Origin of the sequence: Richelia sinica FACHB-800, assembly GCF_014698825.1 — a bacterium.
Lineage (GTDB): Bacteria > Cyanobacteriota > Cyanobacteriia > Cyanobacteriales > Nostocaceae > FACHB-800.
Genome location: NZ_JACJTT010000018.1, coordinates 1 through 17,330, shown reverse-complemented (window position 1 = coordinate 17,330; position 17,330 = coordinate 1). Strand labels below are relative to the sequence as shown.

13 protein-coding genes are annotated in these 17,330 nt (G+C 38.3%); 4 read left to right on the top strand and 9 right to left on the bottom strand.

Features of this window, described 5'->3' with window-relative positions; all coding sequences use genetic code 11:
* Nucleotides 1–36: 36 nt before the first annotated feature.
* The 5 genes from H6G73_RS13750 to pedR form a co-directional block, all read right to left on the bottom strand.
* Nucleotides 37–1,230, bottom strand: a complete 1,194-nt coding sequence (locus H6G73_RS13750; protein WP_190605338.1) for a serine/threonine protein kinase — start codon at nucleotides 1,228–1,230, stop codon at nucleotides 37–39.
* A 91-nt stretch (nucleotides 1,231–1,321) separates the two neighbouring features.
* On the bottom strand, nucleotides 1,322–2,401 hold the full coding sequence (gene rfbB, locus H6G73_RS13745) for a dTDP-glucose 4,6-dehydratase (protein ID WP_190605335.1): 1,080 nt from the start codon (nucleotides 2,399–2,401) through the stop codon (nucleotides 1,322–1,324).
* 8 nt (nucleotides 2,402–2,409) lie between these two features.
* Nucleotides 2,410–3,411 carry a glycosyltransferase gene (locus H6G73_RS13740; protein ID WP_190605333.1) on the bottom strand — a complete coding sequence of 334 codons (1,002 nt, stop codon included), beginning with the start codon at nucleotides 3,409–3,411 and terminating at the stop codon, nucleotides 2,410–2,412.
* Nucleotides 3,412–3,443: 32 nt separating this feature from the next.
* Complete coding sequence (locus tag H6G73_RS13735) at nucleotides 3,444–4,103, bottom strand: DUF6391 domain-containing protein (protein WP_190605330.1); 660 nt, start codon at nucleotides 4,101–4,103, stop codon at nucleotides 3,444–3,446.
* A 506-nt stretch (nucleotides 4,104–4,609) separates the two neighbouring features.
* Nucleotides 4,610–4,885, bottom strand: a complete 276-nt coding sequence (pedR, locus tag H6G73_RS13730; RefSeq protein WP_190605328.1) for a photosynthetic electron transport-dependent transcriptional regulator PedR — start codon at nucleotides 4,883–4,885, stop codon at nucleotides 4,610–4,612.
* 560 nt (nucleotides 4,886–5,445) lie between these two features.
* Between pedR and H6G73_RS13725 the strand changes: the two genes are divergently transcribed.
* Nucleotides 5,446–6,423: a carbohydrate kinase family protein gene (locus H6G73_RS13725; RefSeq protein WP_190605326.1), complete on the top strand. Its 978-nt coding sequence runs from the start codon at nucleotides 5,446–5,448 to the stop codon at nucleotides 6,421–6,423.
* 619 nt (nucleotides 6,424–7,042) lie between these two features.
* Complete coding sequence (locus H6G73_RS13720) at nucleotides 7,043–8,290, top strand: FG-GAP repeat domain-containing protein (protein WP_190605323.1); 1,248 nt, start codon at nucleotides 7,043–7,045, stop codon at nucleotides 8,288–8,290.
* A 191-nt stretch (nucleotides 8,291–8,481) separates the two neighbouring features.
* Here H6G73_RS13720 and H6G73_RS13715 read toward each other — a convergent pair whose 3' ends face one another.
* The 3 genes from H6G73_RS13715 to H6G73_RS24845 form a co-directional block, all read right to left on the bottom strand.
* A complete protein-coding gene (locus H6G73_RS13715) occupies nucleotides 8,482–9,249 on the bottom strand; it encodes an MBL fold metallo-hydrolase (protein WP_190605321.1) in 768 nt (255 codons plus the stop codon).
* A gap of 3 nt (nucleotides 9,250–9,252) precedes the next feature.
* Nucleotides 9,253–9,852, bottom strand: coding sequence for an anthranilate synthase component II (locus H6G73_RS13710; protein ID WP_190605319.1), 600 nt, complete (start codon nucleotides 9,850–9,852; stop codon nucleotides 9,253–9,255).
* 420 nt (nucleotides 9,853–10,272) lie between these two features.
* Nucleotides 10,273–10,401, bottom strand: coding sequence for a hypothetical protein (locus H6G73_RS24845; protein WP_256443783.1), 129 nt, complete (start codon nucleotides 10,399–10,401; stop codon nucleotides 10,273–10,275).
* A 144-nt stretch (nucleotides 10,402–10,545) separates the two neighbouring features.
* Here H6G73_RS24845 and H6G73_RS13705 point away from each other — a divergent pair, with 144 nt between their 5' ends.
* On the top strand, nucleotides 10,546–14,580 hold the full coding sequence (locus tag H6G73_RS13705) for a PAS domain S-box protein (protein WP_190605317.1): 4,035 nt from the start codon (nucleotides 10,546–10,548) through the stop codon (nucleotides 14,578–14,580).
* Nucleotides 14,573–16,405: a two-component system response regulator gene (locus tag H6G73_RS13700; protein WP_190605315.1), complete on the top strand. Its 1,833-nt coding sequence runs from the start codon at nucleotides 14,573–14,575 to the stop codon at nucleotides 16,403–16,405. Before H6G73_RS13705 ends, H6G73_RS13700 begins: the two co-directional genes overlap by 8 nt.
* A 47-nt stretch (nucleotides 16,406–16,452) precedes the next feature.
* On the opposite strand, the gene H6G73_RS13695 is transcribed toward H6G73_RS13700, so the two are convergent.
* A complete protein-coding gene (locus tag H6G73_RS13695) occupies nucleotides 16,453–16,749 on the bottom strand; it encodes a hypothetical protein (RefSeq protein ID WP_190605313.1) in 297 nt (98 codons plus the stop codon).
* Nucleotides 16,750–17,330: the final 581 nt, after the last annotated feature.

Here is a 17,330-nt window from a genome sequence, read left to right as displayed (position 1 = left end):
TGGAAGGGACGTTCTGAAGAACGTCTCTTTTGAACTTTAAAACCAGTGACCTAGTAACATGATTGCTAAGTACCACATGAGAATACTTAAGGGTGCACCAATCATCATCCCAGCGATCGCCCAACCTCTCTGATGGGCTTTAAAATGTTCTATACTGCGCCATTCTCTACTCCTCCAGGCCCATTCATTGCCGTTAGCTCCGAGAGCGATCGCCATTCCCCAGCCAATGTGGGGTATAAGAGAAAATAACCCTATCCAGACATTATTTGTCCACGACCACAGCCAAGGTAGGAGAAACGCACCCCAATTCCAACCCAGGATTTCTTCTGGTACTTTTTCGTTAGTGTTTCTAATTCCACAGCCAGAATTATTGACAAATTCTTTGACTTTTAAAAATTTATTCTCATGTGACAATTGAATAGCTTTACCAGCTTTTAAGGCATCAAAAGCTACTCGCGCACTAGTAAACCGTTCCTCTGGGGAAGGTTCTGTCAGTTTTTGCAACCAATTAACAAAAACCTGGCTGGTATGAACTTTATCTACAAATTGCCATCTTAAATCTTTTTGAGGTAAATCTGCGGGGGCAATTCCTGTGAGTAAATGAATTAAAGTCGCTCCCAAAGCATAAAGGTCTGATGCTGGAACAGCCCTACCACCAAACTGTTCCATCGGTGCGTAACCATAAGTACCTACTACGGTAAAAGTCGCACCTTCTTTCGCTGCTCTATCTTGCACAGCGCCAAAATCAACTAAATAAATTTTATTATCTTCTCCCCAAATTAAATTACTTGGTTTAATATCTCGGTGTAAAACTCCTGGATTTAATTCATGGAGATATATGAGAATTTTCAGTACATCAACTGCGATTTTGCGAGTTTGATTTTCTGTAAACCTGGTGCCATTTTGCAGTTTTTCTTTGAGAGATTCACCAGCAATATATTCTTGAACTAAACCAAACCACAATGTCCGTTCATCAATACAGAAATAATCAAGATATTGGGGAATGCGGGGATGGTCTAACTGTTTGAGAATTTGGGCTTCTCTCTCAAACAATTTTAAATCATCCCACTGGACAGCACCACCAAAGGCTAGAAGTTTCAAGACAACTAAAGACTGTGCTGCTTCAGTTGCTTGTAAATCTTGCGCTAACCAAGTTTGGCGAATGCCATTATTACCCAATTGGCGTTCTAATTGATATCTTTCTTGTAAAATCTCTTTTACTTGCAGCATCTAGCACCTGCTGACAATATTTACTCAGTTGATTCCCCGACTCTTCTAGGATAATCAATGAAAGTAGTAATTGTGTAGTGCTGATGGAATTTTACGTTTTAATTGTCGAAGCAACGTAATTTTGCCAATAATAAGCTTGATATTCCTCAGATAGAAGTGGTTCCCACCAATCACGATTTTGCAGATACCATTCCACAGTCAAACGTAAACCTGTGGTGATGGTGACAGATGGTGTCCAACCTAATTCTGTTGTTAATTTATTGGCATTAATTGCATAGCGTCGGTCGTGCCCTGGTCTATCTTTGACAAAGGTAATTAAATTTGCGGCTGGACTCACTGGTAAATTAGGTGATAATTCATCCATGATTTGGCATAAATTCTGCACCAAACTAATATTTTCAACTTCGTTATTACCACCAATATTATAAGTTTCTCCTGGTGTTCCCCGATTAATTACCACATCTAAAGCACGACAATGGTCGTTAACATATAGCCAATCTCTGACGTTTTTGCCATCACCATAAACAGGCAATTGTTTACCCATTAAAATATGAATACACATCAAGGGAATTAATTTTTCTGGAAACTGATAAGCACCGTAATTATTAGAGCAATTGGTGATAATTGTGGGTAATTGATAGGTATGATAATAGGCACGAACTAAATGGTCGCTGCCAGCTTTGGAAGCAGAATAGGGACTGTTGGGAGCATAGGGTGTGGTTTCAGAAAAAGATGGGTCATTGGGGCCAAGACTGCCGTAAACTTCATCGGTAGATACATGAAGAAAACGATATGCTTCTGGTTTGCCTGCATTTTGCCAATGTTGACGAAAGGCTTCTAGGAGGGTGAAAGTTCCTACCACATTGGTTTGGACAAATGCACCAGGACCAAGAATGGAACGGTCTACGTGGGACTCAGCCGCGAAATGAGCGATCGCATCAATTTCTTCTGCTGCTAGGATATGATCCACAAGGGAGCGATCGCATATATCCCCATATATAAACTGAAAATTTTCTCTTGACTCCACCGCAGCCAAATTCTCACGATTACCAGCGTAGGTCAGCGCATCTAATACCACAATCCGATCTTCAGGATATGTCTGACACCAGTGATGCACGAAATTAGCACCAATAAAACCTGCACCCCCAGTCACTAATAATCGCCTACTCATGCCTCTTTTTAACCACCCTGCAAATATTTCTTTTTCAGTTTAGCAAATATTGTTTGTGTAAAGAGTTTAGCTAATCGAATAGTTGTCAATTCAGGCAGATTTGCTGGAAATTTTTTCTGGTGGTCAAAAAATTCGTTTATCTCCGTCAAAATTACTCTCAATCGTTTGATGATATTCTCTTGTCGATATTCTGCTAATACTGTCTCTGGTAACGTTAAGCATAAGGGAGATTGGAGAACCTTTAAAATTCTTTGTACATCATATTCTAAAGAATAACCTGCAATTTTATAACAATTAAAGCCAGGGTCTAAATAATCAGACAACCCACCATTCACACTGGAAAATACTTGACAACCGCAAGCTAGTGCTTCCATTGGCTGTAAACCAAACCCTTCTGTTACTCTTTGTTGTGCCCAATATTCAGCGGAATCATAAAGATAGATTTTGGCGCGATTAAATAAACCCGGTAAATCCTCTACATAGGAACTGACTACGCAGACTTGACATTGTTTTTCCAAAGCGGGAATTAATAATTTCATTAGATATTCAGAAGATTTCCGCACCTGAATCAATACATCAATATCTCTTTCTTGATGAAAATTTTGAAATTCCTCACCAATTTGATTTGGTAAATAATAAAGTAGAGAATTTGGTGCTTTTTGTCCCCAATATCCTAAGGTGTTACGACTAACAGTAATAATCGGAACCCTAGAAGGCATCTGGAAATTATACCCAGCACTGTGGGCATGATAAACAACATGATATTTATGCAGTTTCTTCGCCAGTTTTCCGCAATCAAAACCCCAACTAATGACAAAGATAACATCATCTAAATCTTGATTTTTCAGCAAATCATCTAAAAACAATTTATCTTGTTCTCTTTGCCGATAGGTGACAACCTCTGCGGCACAAAGTTGTTGTGCTAATGCCACCGTTTTTAACTCTGCCCACAAACCACCACAAGCAAATTTACCAGTTGTTCCCGGCAATAAAAAATAAAGTTTCCTCATTAATTTGTTTTGACTAAATCAATTTTGAATTTTTAATTGTTTTCTCGCCAACTCACCTTGACAAAATGCCCTGGTCTTCCCCATATATCACGAGCAATAGTAATATTTTCAATGACTAAATTAAAGGGAATCGCTGTAGTTAAATAACGCTGGGCTAAGGAACCTACATCAGGTGCTATTTCTGCGGCTGTGGTTGCAGCTAACCCTAAACCAATCAATTGTTCAATCGGTCTAAATGGAAACATGAGATGGACACTCACCGCTAAACCAGCCGTTAACAGCATAGCGACTGATAAATTAGTACCACATCGAGGATGAACAGCTAAATCCCATTCTCCACTGGTCAGGCGATTTTGGGCAACTACCACAGCCCGTCTTAAATCACTAATATTCACTTCTCCATATAAGTAAAAACCATTTTCTGTTGATAAACCGCCTAAAAGTTCATTGTCTAATTGGACAGTTGTAGGACGGATATGGGGTGAATTAATATTTCTAGTTTCGCTGAGAATCCATACTGTAGCATGTTCTAAGGCGTGAACTTGTCGCAGCATGAGGATTTCCTTTAACCCAGGAATAAAGGATAACTGTTGGAGTAAATCAGCATCTTGACCAGGATGGGGTGCAGGAAAGTCAAAGTTTAAAAAGTTAAAGGAAGATGAATCACCTGAAAAACCAGCGAAATTATTCATAGTTATACCAATTTGCCAAATAATGAGATGTATCCCTGTAGGAATGGATAATGAATAAACCTTTTTAGGAGTGGATATCCTCACCACTCTGTCCAGTTAGATAAAATCCAGATCCAGAAACAGACTCCCAATCTCAAATCCAAAATCTCAAATCCAAAATTTAAATAGGTTTCCTTCAAATGTAACCCTTGTGCCAGTAGATAGTTGCTAATTTTTGTTATTAATTTCGATGAAGAGGTGGGATAAACCCACCTCAACCAAATCCAAAAAATCTGCCTTTGGGTAGATTGTGAGGATGACTTTCATCTTGGACGCTTTATGTATAATCCTGCTCTTGGTTCTTTGTACTGCTGAATCAAGAGGGGAATTTTCGTTCCTGGGTTCTGATAGCGACAAACAGAACTAATGGTAGAGGTTCACACTGATAAAAAGGCGTGAGGAGAAGAACAATCAGTCAACCTCGAATTTGACTTCCTTGCATACCAGAACAGGTGAGTAGCAATTGACTAGTGCGTGGTGTCTTCACCTTGGTTTGGAAGAGGACAGCAATTAACGTCATTTAAGCAAACTTTACCCCACTGTAAAGCCCAACGAACTAAAGCCACGCGGTTATCAGTTTTGGTCTTGGTGAGAATGTTGCTGATATGGTTATCAACTGTACGTTTGCTGATTTCCAGTTTTGCTGCAATATCTTGGTTAGTTAAGCCAGCGGCCACTAAGTCAATTATTTGCAGTTCACGGTCTGACAGACTAACGGGGGTCTGAGACTCACTAGCAGCCATGACTTATTTTTTCCTCCCTTGGTATATGTACTTATGGTTATTTCTCATTCTAGAAGATTCTTTTAGATGTAGGGGTTGCAAATGCTCCCAATATCATCTAGATCACAAATGTACTTGGGAAGGTTGAGTGTGGGATGTGGGGTGTAGGGTGTGAGGGAAAAATAGAAAGAGAGGGGGGGTAGAGGAGAGGAGGAGTAGAGGAGAGGGGGTGTAGAGAAGAGGAGGAGTAGAGGAGAGGGGAAGGAAAAAGAAAATATTCTTTTCCCCCTTGTCTCCCTTGTCTCCCTTGTCCCCCTTGTCCCCCTTGCTATACAAAGCAAATTGCTCACAGATTAGTTGGCAAAAAATAAGCAAAATGTTTTATTTATCACTAAAATATGAAATCAAGTACAGAATATACTGATACCTGATGATAAATATATTAAGAGCGTATATGACTGATTTTAGTAGCAAAGATTGCTATTGCATTGTGTGAAGGACTGGCGACAGATACAAGAGTTTATTGTATTTTTATACTTAAGTTCACAAGTTCTGCTGCCAAATCTAAAATTGAAAATGCAATGACTAATCCTCGTGTTTTATGCCTTGGCGAAATTCTGTTTGACTGTTTAGCTGATCAGTTGGGGTTAAAACTGGAAGATGTACAGTCTTGGACTCCCTACCCAGGAGGGGCACCTGCAAATGTGGCTTGTGCTGTGGTGAAATTAGGGACACCAGCAGGATTTATTGGTGCAGTGGGCGAGGATGAGTCAGGAAATGGACTGGTAAAGTTATTAGAAGAAGTGGGAGTGAATACCACTGGTGTACAGCGTCATCCTACTGCACCCACAAGACAAGTATATGTGGTCAGGGATTTGGGGGGCGATCGCTCTTTTGCAGGATTTGGGAATTATCAGACCTCAGAATTTGCTGATACTAAGCTGCAAGCCCAACTCATACCACCAGATTTATTTACAGATGCAGATTTTTTGATTTTAGGTACTTTGGAGTTAGCTTATCCTGAAAGTGAGCAGGCGATTTTGCGTGCTTTAGATTTGGCGGAACAATACGACTTGAAAATTGTTTTGGATGTAAATTGGCGACCTGTATTTTGGCAAGATGAACAGGTGGCACGGCAAAAAATTCAGGGGTTATTAAAACGGTGTGATTTTTTAAAGCTAACGAAGGAAGAAGCTGAATGGCTATTTGATACTGCTGACCCTGGCGCAATTACTTATCGACTCAACACAGTGGAAGGAGTTTTAGTCACAGATGGTGAACATGGTTGTGCTTATTGTTTAAGTGAAAATGAAGGTAAATTACCCGCTTTCCCTATATCTGTGGTGGATACAACCGGTGCAGGAGATAGTTTTTTAGCTGGGTTTATCCACCAGTTGGGTCAATTAGGTATTCACAGCTTGAGTGATGGGGAGACAGCCAAACAAATTGTGACCTATGCCAGTGCCGTAGGGGCGCTGACTACCCTGAAACCAGGTGCGATCGCATCTCAACCCACTGGGGCTGAAGTAGATGATTTTCTGACCAATAATCAGCTATAGAACTAGGCAAGTTAAATCATAAGAATACTTTAGTGGCGCACCGTAATGATGACACAGCAACGGTGCGTTAAATTTTAGCATCGTCCCAATTATTTCTCACGAAAATTCGTATTTTATACCAATTCGCCAAAAGCAACCAACACATTGAGCAAACCCCTCCCCAACCCTCCCCGCAAGCGGGGAGGGTGCACGATAGTGCGAGTGGGGTAATCATGTGTTGCCAATATTATTCGATTTGGTATGATTACAGCCTCAAAATTGATTATTTTATCAATACCTAAACATCCTGATTTAAATTATTGGCTTTGAGCACATACCATCACACACTGTTTATTTCCAATTTAAAGTCAAAGCGGCTAGATAGATTGTTGGTCTGGGCACAAATTATTTATTTTTATTTTTAATTCCTTACTTTATCTAGAAATAATGACATTTATATTGCTGCAAAATCTTCTATCTAAAGTCACTTGACTAATTAAAAAGTTCATCTATTAACATCAAAAAAATATTTATAAATAATGACATTTGCCAAAAATAAAATTAGCAAATGTTTTTTATTTACAGAATCTTCATATCAAACAAACTAAAACTTTATATTAATTACTCATAACAACAGACCATGATTGAAAACAATTCATCAGCTTCTGGATTATCTTTAAATACATCTGCATTTGGCGCTTCTTCTCTGAAAACATCACAATCTTTGACAACATCTCTAGATTCTTCATTTGTCAGCAAAAGTTCAGCAGGAAGCTTTGAAGAAGGTTCTACATCTCCATTAGATGCCCTACCCTCAATTCCTACAGGCAGCGTTAACCCTAACCCCAATCCCTATTTGACTAGTGCGGCTATTGTGCCTGACTTTAACGGCGATGGAAGAGTGGACAAACTGTGGGTAAACGTGCAAACAGGCGAAATTTTAATTCGCTTGATGAACGGTACACAAGTTCTTGAACAATCATCTCTAGGTCAATATGATTTGACCACTTGGAACTACAACGTTGCTGATTTTAACGGTGATAACAAAACCGATTTCTTATTAAGAAATAAAAGCACAGGTGAAAACGTTTTGGTACTAATGGATGGGACAAAGGTATCTAACGTTGTAGCTTTAGATCGAGTTGATGCTGGCTGGAATGCGAATATCGGTGATTTTAATGGCGATCGCAAAACCGATATTTTCTGGCGCAATACTCAAACTGGTCAAAACGCCATCTGGCAAATGGATGGAATCAATGTTGTTAATGCCACAGTTCTAGATTCTACAGACGCATCATTGACTGCTACCATCGTTGATTTTGATGGTAATGGTAAGAGTGACATCTTCTGGCGCAACAGTATTACAGGTGAAAATGCTGTTTGGTTCATGGATGGTGGTCAAGCTAATCCATATGCCCTGCAAACCCAAGATACCAATTGGACTTATAACTTGGGCGACTTTAACGGCGACTTCAAAACAGATGTTCTCTGGACTAACTCAGCCACCGGTGAAAACAAAGTGTGGACAATGAACGGTATCTTCGTAACTGAAGGTGCGCTAAATACCTTGGGTACTGGTTGGACTGCTAAAGTGGCTGATTTGAATGGTGATGGCAAAACTGATGTATTCTGGCATAACTCTCAATCAGGCGCTAACACTGCTTGGTTGATGGATGGCATAAATATTAATGAAGAAGCCTTCCTCCCCAGTAATGCAGCTAATTTAACCTTCTCCCTTGGTGACTTTGATGGTAATGGCACCACTGATGTATACTGGCGTGACCAGCAGACAGGTGGAGATTTCATTTGGAATATGAAGGGAACCATAGCTTCCGAATCTGCTATTTCTGAAGCAGATAAGCTAACACCAGAATGGTATACCGCCTAATTTAATTTCTCTAAATATAACTTCTAACTAAATAGCGATCGCTCCTTTCACTTCTCGGAGGGCGATCGCTTTCAACATATATCAGAACTTGATATAACTTTGCATCTTTGCTCCTTTGCGTCTTAGCGCGAAACTGCCATTAAAATGTGGTTTATCAACCTGAACATAGTTGTCAGTCATCACCAACCAACTCAAAACTTATAACTCAAAACCTGAATAGTAGCTTTTTCTGGCAAATTCTTGGGACTAAGCACCACATTATCGACGTTACTGCGTTGAATTCCTGTACCTGACATGATATTGAGAAATTCATCAAGGGGGGCAATGTCACAGGCCGCAGGGTCAGCGGCTTGGGTACGGTAATGGGTGGGAATAATTAACTTGGGATTTAAAACTGCGATCGCTTGTTTTGCTTCTTCTGCATTATAAGCCTTACCACTACCACCCACAGGAATCAGCAGCACATCAGGACGACCCATGAGAATTTTTTGTTCAATGGAAATTGGTGCAGCTGCCCCTCCTAAATGTAAAAAATTCACTCCCCCTTGTTGCCACTTCCAAGCAATGTTTTTACCAAATTGTTTACCACCCTTGCGATCGTGGTCTATACTAATTCCCTGTAATTTAATTCCTTTAAACTCATACACCCCCGGTTCATAAACTAGTTTGGGGTTTCCCGGTAGTCCATCAACTGCACCTTCATCCAAAAGTTGACTGCTAATGAGTACCAAATCTGCGTTCACCTTGGGAGGACGATATTTAGCTGTGCAACCCACAGTCCGAAATGGGTTGACGAGAATTTTTGTCCCCCCACTTGTAAATAGAAAGCAGGTATGACCCAACCACTGAACAGATACACCGCTAGATTGGGCATTAGCTGGTAAGTAGGAAACAATATTTGTGGCCACAGCCGTTACTAAACCTGTTCCTACATAACCGATTAATTGTCGTCGTTTCATGAACTACTCTCTCACCTGTAATTGTGCCAGGAAATTCCGCAGCAATTGCTTACCCGAAGATGTCAAAACACTCTCTGGATGAAACTGGACTCCTTGAATGTGAGGATAGTTCCGGTGTCTTACTCCCATAATTGTGCCGTCTTCCACCCAAGCAGTAATTTCTAAGACATCTGGGCAAGTTGCGCGGTCAATCACCAAACTATGATATCTGGTTGCAGTGAAAGGATTTTCTAGGTCTTGAAAAACTCCAATCCCAGTATGAGCTACTGGGGAGGTTTTACCGTGCATCAATTCTGGGGCAGAAACAATATTACCGCCAAACACTTGACCAATACTTTGATGCCCTAAACAAACTCCTAAAATTGGTAAAGTGCTTCCTAGCTGGGCAATGAGATTGAGGGAAATACCGGCATCTTCGGGACGGCCAGGCCCAGGAGAAATGACGACAGCATCAGGATTTAATTCTCTAATTTCATCAATGGTAATTTTATCGTTGCGAAAAACTTTTAAATCAGCAGCTACAGGAAAATCTACTGCCAGTTCACCTAGATACTGTACTAAGTTATATGTAAAGCTGTCATAGTTATCGATAACTATAATCATTTAGTGAAAACTCCGTCGTTAACTGGTCTAATAATCCTAATTTTCTCTGGGCAAATTTCTACACTATCATTTTTCTAGAAATGCAGGTGAGATTATATCCGGTTAAATACAGATGTTGATAGTTGACATAGTGTAGGTATAGGCAATAGAGAACAGATTACCAGGGTAGTGTTGTTTGGATCTCTACGAGATACTGCTACCTGAAAGATAGGAATTTTATTTTTTTCCAGATATAATTTAGACAAATATAGCAAATATATATGCAATTTTCATTAAAAATACATAGGATGATGCTAAATCCTTGAAAAATGATACATAATATGCAATTTGCCTAATTCAGCGATGGTGAATATTCAACTATGGTTGCTCGATAATGCGAATAAATGCTTAACTACCTTATAATTGAGTGTTAACTAATGATTAAATCATGGAATTATCTTTAACTAAAGATGAAGCCTTATCATCATCTTGACCTGATTTGTTGTTTATTTGCTTAGGCATAATTACGGTTTTTAGATTTATAGCGATCGCCCGTGTTAGGACATCCATTGATGATAAAACCCAGAACACAAAAGACTTTTCACGGTATTACCTGTTATATCTACTCGTTTACTAATGTTTCTTTATCCGTCCTTGATGAAGTTTTAGTTAAGACACAACAGAAAACTAAGTTAGCTATATCTCAAGTTTCCTATGCCTGAAATTGTCTTTGTGAGTTACGAACCTATTTTAGTGGCTTGTTCATTTCTCATTATAGTTCTTGCCTCCTACACGGCCTTAGATTTAGCTGGCAAAGTTACATCTAATACCACAAAGCGATCACCCTGGATTATAGGTGGTGCGGTAGCTATGGGTACGGGAATTTGGGCTATGCACTTTATTGCTATGTCAGCTTTGAAGCTACCTTTAGCTATGGATTATGACTTCACTATCACCGTTATCTCTTGGTTAGATGCCATTATCGCTTCTGGACTAGCATTAATGCTATTCACATTACCAGAATTGAATTGGCTAGTCTTAACTGGGGGTGGTGTGATGCTGGGATTAGCCATCACTTCTATGCACTATCTGGGAATGTTGGGGTTGAAAATCACAGGGGGAACAATTAGCTACAACTTGTGGTTGGTGGGTTTATCCATAGTAGTAGCGATCGCTTCGGCTATTTTAGCTTTGTGGCTAGCTTTTCGATTTCACCGTTCTCATCAGCCAGGATTTAATTTGCAAAAACTCTACAGTGCGATCGTCATGGGAATAGGTATTACCGCGATGCACTATACTGGTATGTGGGCTAGCCTGTTTCAAACGTTACCAGATTTACCCCAGGTGAATCACATCCCTGAGCGATCGCTCAATTCTTGGCTAGGTCTAGAAATTGCTATCGCTAGTCTCTTCATCTTAATTGGCACTTTAGCAACGGTATTCTTAGACCGACGTTATGCAGAAAAATTGCTGCGACAAGAAGCATTAGAAGCCAGTGAAAAACGTTTTCGTTCCCTGATTAGGGATATGCCTGTAGGAGTATTACTCCTAGAACCAAATGGTAAAATTATCTTCCATAACCCCGTTGCTAGTCAACTGTTATCACTGCCAGAAACAGGGGCGGAAAATCAAAATATTCAGGAAATGAATTGGCATTTTATCAACGAAAATGGTCAACCATTTCCACCCCAGGCAGACCCTATCCAACTGGCATTAACTAATCATGAATCTCTCCATAATTGCATTGTTGGCATCTACAATAATTCTCCAACAGATGTAGTTTGGTTATTGTTTAATATTGAACCCCAGTTAGCTGAAGATAATACATTAGAAAGATTAGTTTGTACCTTTATTAACGTCACTACAGAAAAAAAAGCAAAGGAAGCCTTACAAGAAAGTGAAACTAGATTTGCCTTAGCCATCGAAGGCACAGCCGTTGGTATTTGGGATTGGGATCTAGTTACCAATCAAGTCTATTTATCATCCAGTTGGAAAAGTATTTTAGGCTATACCAATGAAGAACTACCCAACTCTTGGAAAACATGGATACAATCCATTCACCCAGACGATAGAGAACAGGTCATGTCTGCTTTACATGACTATCTCAACAACCAAATTCCTATCTATGAAGTAGAATTTCGCGCTCGACATCAAGATGGTTCCTATCGCTGGATATCTGCAAGGGGTGCTGCTTTACGCACTGAGTTAGGCATACCCTATCGTCTCAGTGGTTCCCATATTGATATTACTGAACGGAAAAAATTAGAGGAAGAATTAAGAGAATCTCGCCAATTTCTCAATAGTATTATTGATAATATTCCTTTGGCTCTTTATGTGCAGGAAGTAGCAGATGATTGTAACTTTGTTCTCTGCAATCCCGCTTTTCAAGACATATTTGGCTGTCAACAACAGCAAATAGTTGGCTTAAATATGTGTGATTTATTGCCAAAATCCCAAGCGGAAATATTTCATGGACAAGCCCTCAAGGTACTATCAGAAAATCAAACAGTAGAAATTCCCGAAATACAAATGAATCGTCCGGGAAGATCCGAAATTTGGCTCAGAACTTTGCAAATACCGATTACCAATCAGGGCAAAATTACCCACTTGATGTGTATTTCTGAAGATATCACAGCCCGCAAACACACAGCAGTAGCCTTGCAAGAAAGTGCAGAACGAGAAAAAGCACTTGCCAAAGCTATTCGCAGAATGCGACAAACACTAAATATAGAAGCTATTTTCACGGCTACAACTTCAGAACTGCGACAAGCCATTAATTGCGATCGCGTCGTTGTTTATCGCTTTAATGCCGATTGGAGTGGAGAATTTGTGGCAGAATCCGTAGGGAGACAATGGATTTCTCTATGGGAAGAACAAAATAATAATCCTAAATTTCAAGAAAATGTCCTTGCGAATGACCGCTGTACAGTCAAAAACTTTGATAGTGCAGCTGAAGATGACCAGTCAAATTGGACTACTAATTTAGTCGAAGATACCTATCTCAAAGAAACAAGAGGTGGAGTTTATAGTCAAGGAGTTAGTTACCGAGTTGTTGATGATATTTATCAAGCTGGATTTGATGACTGCTATATTCAATTACTAGAACAATTTGAAGCTAGAGCTTATATTATTGTTCCCATTTTTTCTAATAACCTTCTCTGGGGATTACTGGCAGTTTATCAAAATTCGGCCCCACGGCAATGGAAAACTACAGAAGTAAATATTGCCGTGCAAATTGGTAATCAATTAGGCATTGCTTTACAGCAAGTGGAATTACTAGACCGCACTCAAAAACAATCTGTAGAACTGCAAAAAGCTTTATTAGCTGCGGATACTGCCAATCGTGCTAAATCAGAGTTTTTAGCCAACATGAGTCATGAACTGAGAACACCACTCAATGCTATTATTGGATTTACACAAATTTTGAGTGCTGACAAATCCCTGTCATCGGAAAATAGGGAATATATTAATATTATTAATCGTGCTGGAGAACATTTGTTAGCACTGATTAATGAAATCTTGGAAATGTCCAAAATCGAAGCTGGTAGAACTACCATCAATAATAGTGAATTTGATTTATTATACTTTCTGTCTGGCTTACAGCAAATGCTGCAATTAAAAGCAGAATCGAAAGGTTTGAAATTAAAATTTGAATATAACAATGGCTTACCTAATCATATCTGTACAGATGAAGGTAAACTGCGACAAATCTTATTGAATTTATTGGGAAATGCCATCAAATTTACAGAAACTGGGACAGTGACATTAAGGGTAAAAACCCAAAGTAATGAACCAGCAATTAATCAATATAAACTGATTTTTGAAATTGAAGATACTGGGCATGGTATCGCTCCAGAAGATATTAGTTTAATTTTTGAACCTTTTAAACAAACAGCTAATGGTAGTCAAGTTTCCCAAGGAACGGGTTTGGGTTTAGCTATTAGTCGGAAATATGCTCAATTGATGGGAGGTGATATCCAGGTCAGTAGCAATTTAGGAGTAGGGAGTTTATTTACTTTTGATGTCACTATTACAGAAGTTACAAATAGCGAATTCAAAACACCAAAATCACAACTGCAAATTGTTGCCTTACAACAACAACAGCCACAACCCAAAATTTTAGTCGCTGATGATATGGCCGATAGTCGTCTGTTACTCATTCGTATATTGACAGACATGGGATTTTCAGTCTACTCTGCAACCAATGGACAAGAAGCAGTAAATCTATCCCAAAGTTGGCAACCAGATTTAATTCTCATGGATATGAGAATGCCTGTCATGGATGGTCTAGCAGCAACAAAAAAAATTAAATCTATACTAGGAAAAGAAACAAAAGTAATTGCTTTAACAGCTAGTGCTTTTGAAGAAAATCGCCAAGCCATCTTAGCTTCCGGTTGTGACGACTTTTTAGCTAAACCTATCACCAGAGATATTTTGTTAAAAAAGATTAGCCAACATTTAGATGTAGAATATATTTATCAATCTCAAATTAGTAATGAATTAAACCCCAGTCAGAAGCAAGACAATAAAAATATTAATGAAGAAGAAATTCAGAAACTATTATTGCAAACTTCTTCAGATTGGCGGCAAAAAGTTAACCAATCTGCCACTGAATGCAATGACGATATTATTTTAGAACTAATTGCTCAAATTAAAGATGAGTATCCACAATTAGCCCAAGCGATTGAAGATTTAACTATAAATTTTCAATTTAAAAAAATCATGCACTTAACACAAAATCATGATTAATAATTTAAATTCTAATCAAAAGGATATTTTGATTGTTGATGATACTCCTGACAACTTAAGATTATTAGCAAAAATTTTAACGGAACAGGGCTATAAGGTCAGGAAAGCTTTAGATGGTCATGTAGCTATCACTGCTTGCCATAGTCTCGTACCAGACTTAATTTTGCTAGATATAATGATGCCAGATTTAGATGGATATTCTGTCTGTCAGCAATTAAAAAATCATCAAAATACCCAAGATATTCCTGTTATTTTTCTCAGTGCCATAGATGATATTCCTGATAAAGTTAAAGCCTTTGAAGTAGGTGGAGTGGATTATATTACTAAGCCATTTCAGCCAGAAGAGGTATTGATTCGAGTTAAAAATCAATTAGCTCTAAAAGAAGCGGAAATAAAAATTAAAAATTTAAATATAGAATTAGAAAAAAGAGTACAAGAACGGACATTACAGTTAGAGTTGGCCAATCAAGAACTCAAACGAGAATTACAAGAAAGAGAGTTATTAGAAAATAAACTTTTATATAAAGCCTTACATGACCCCCTAACAAATTTGTTTAATCGCACCTTTTTCATGGAGAAATTAAACGAGAGTATTCAACTGATTCCCCTTAACCCTGATTATCGGTTTGCTGTTTTATATTTAGATTGTGATCGCTTTAAAGTTATTAACGATTCTTTAGGTCATTTGGTCGGGGATGAATTATTAATTGCTATAGGGAAAAGACTACAACTTTTAATTAAAGATTCTGACACCATCGCTAGATTAGGTGGTGATGAATTTGCTATCTTATTAGATAAAATTGTAGATTCTAGCTATCCACAATTAATTGCTGACAGGATTCTCAAAGAGCTTTCTGTACCTTTTCAATTATCACGAGCAGAAGTATTTATTAGTGCTAGCATTGGCATTGTTTTTAGTAATAATCTTTATCAAAATCCCCAAGAAATGCTCCGAGATGCAGATACAGCTATGTATCGGGCTAAATCTAAAGGCAGAGATATCTATTGTATATTTACTCCAGATATGTATCAGCAGGCTCTCAAACTGCTGCAATTAGAAAATGATTTAAAAAGGGCAATTGAAAGACAAGAATTTCTCGTTTATTATCAACCAATAGTTTGTTTTGAAACAGGGAAAATTAGTGGATTTGAAGCTTTAGTCCGCTGGCAACATCCCTCATTAGGAATGGTAGCCCCAGCCGATTTTATTCCTGTGGCTGAAGAGACAGGATTAATTGCCATTATAGATACATGGGTGTTACAAACAGCATGTCAACAACTGCGGAGTTGGCAACAACAGGCAGTAATTGATCCGCAAATATCAATTGGTGTAAATATTTCGGTGCGGTTATTTTCCCATCCCAATTTGTTAGAAATAATTGATCAAGCATGGCGAGATGTTAACTTAAATCCGCGAAACTTAAAATTAGAAATTACTGAAAGTGCTATTATGGATAACAGTGAAGCTGCGACTACAATTTTGCAAATATTACGAGAGTCTAATATTCAATTATCCATTGATGATTTTGGCACAGGGTATTCTTCTTTAAGTTATTTGCACAGATTCCCAGTCAATACCTTAAAAATAGATAAGTCCTTTGTTAATTGTTTGGAACAAAGCCCTAGAAATATCGGTTTAATTTCCAGTATAATTAGCCTGGCGCATAAAATGGAGATGAAAGCGATCGCTGAAGGGATAGAAACATCAGAACAACTAACGGTTTTGAGAGAATTAGGGTGTGATTTTGGTCAAGGTTATTACTTTTCGCAACCCTTGGATGCTAACTCTGCTTTAGAGTTACTGGCTTTAAACCACAAATGGTAATATTCTATTCGTAGTGTTGGTGCAAATGCGATCTCTTTGCGGTTGTCTTAACCTGCTAACTTTGATAAATCTGATTGCTGGCTTTTATATAAATCGAAACCATCCCAATTTGCCGAGGGGATACTATGAAAGTTATGTTTACTGATGATTAAATCAATAAATTCCTTTGCTTCATCAATGGCAAATTCCTCCTTAAACCAGCACCGCAGAGAAATTTGTGAATAGTCAAGTTTATTCCCACCAGGAGTATAGCAAATCACTTCAAATCTATTTTTAGCAAAAAACTGATATATTTCTATTTTCCATCCTTGATAATGAATCGTTTTCATTAGATATTTATTCATTGCTCATCAACCCTTAAACCTATATTTCAAATGAATTTATTTATGAGAGATCAATACTGAGGAACCCAATATACCAGTATTTTCCTTGCTTATGTTTCCCATAATAAAATATTATTTCCCATGGCATTAAAAAAAGTTTATGTTTTTTAACACCAGCGTTAATATTTCTTTACCTTCACTACCTGAACATGAGTGATTGGAAAATGTAACAAAATTCAGGAGTGGAAGAAGCAGTTTTTACCCCGTTCACTTGCTTGCAATCTGCTATATTCTAACCCTCTTTATGTCGGAAGCGAAAGATATGATTAATAGAATTACTACACAACTAAGATTAGATAGTCTTATGATTTTTGGTGCTTGCGTAGATTTTATGGTCATTGAGGATTGATTACCACAAAACCCTTACGGGGCAAAGCTTATAAACTATTATGCCGAATATTTTCAATGAAATGCCTACACAATAAGGCTTTCAATCCCACCTTCCGCCCCCTAACTGTCACAGAGGGAAATTACGGAGAGAAAACATCTAATTGAGAATAAAAACAGACATATTGAGTGTAAAAAGACATTTGAATAACAGT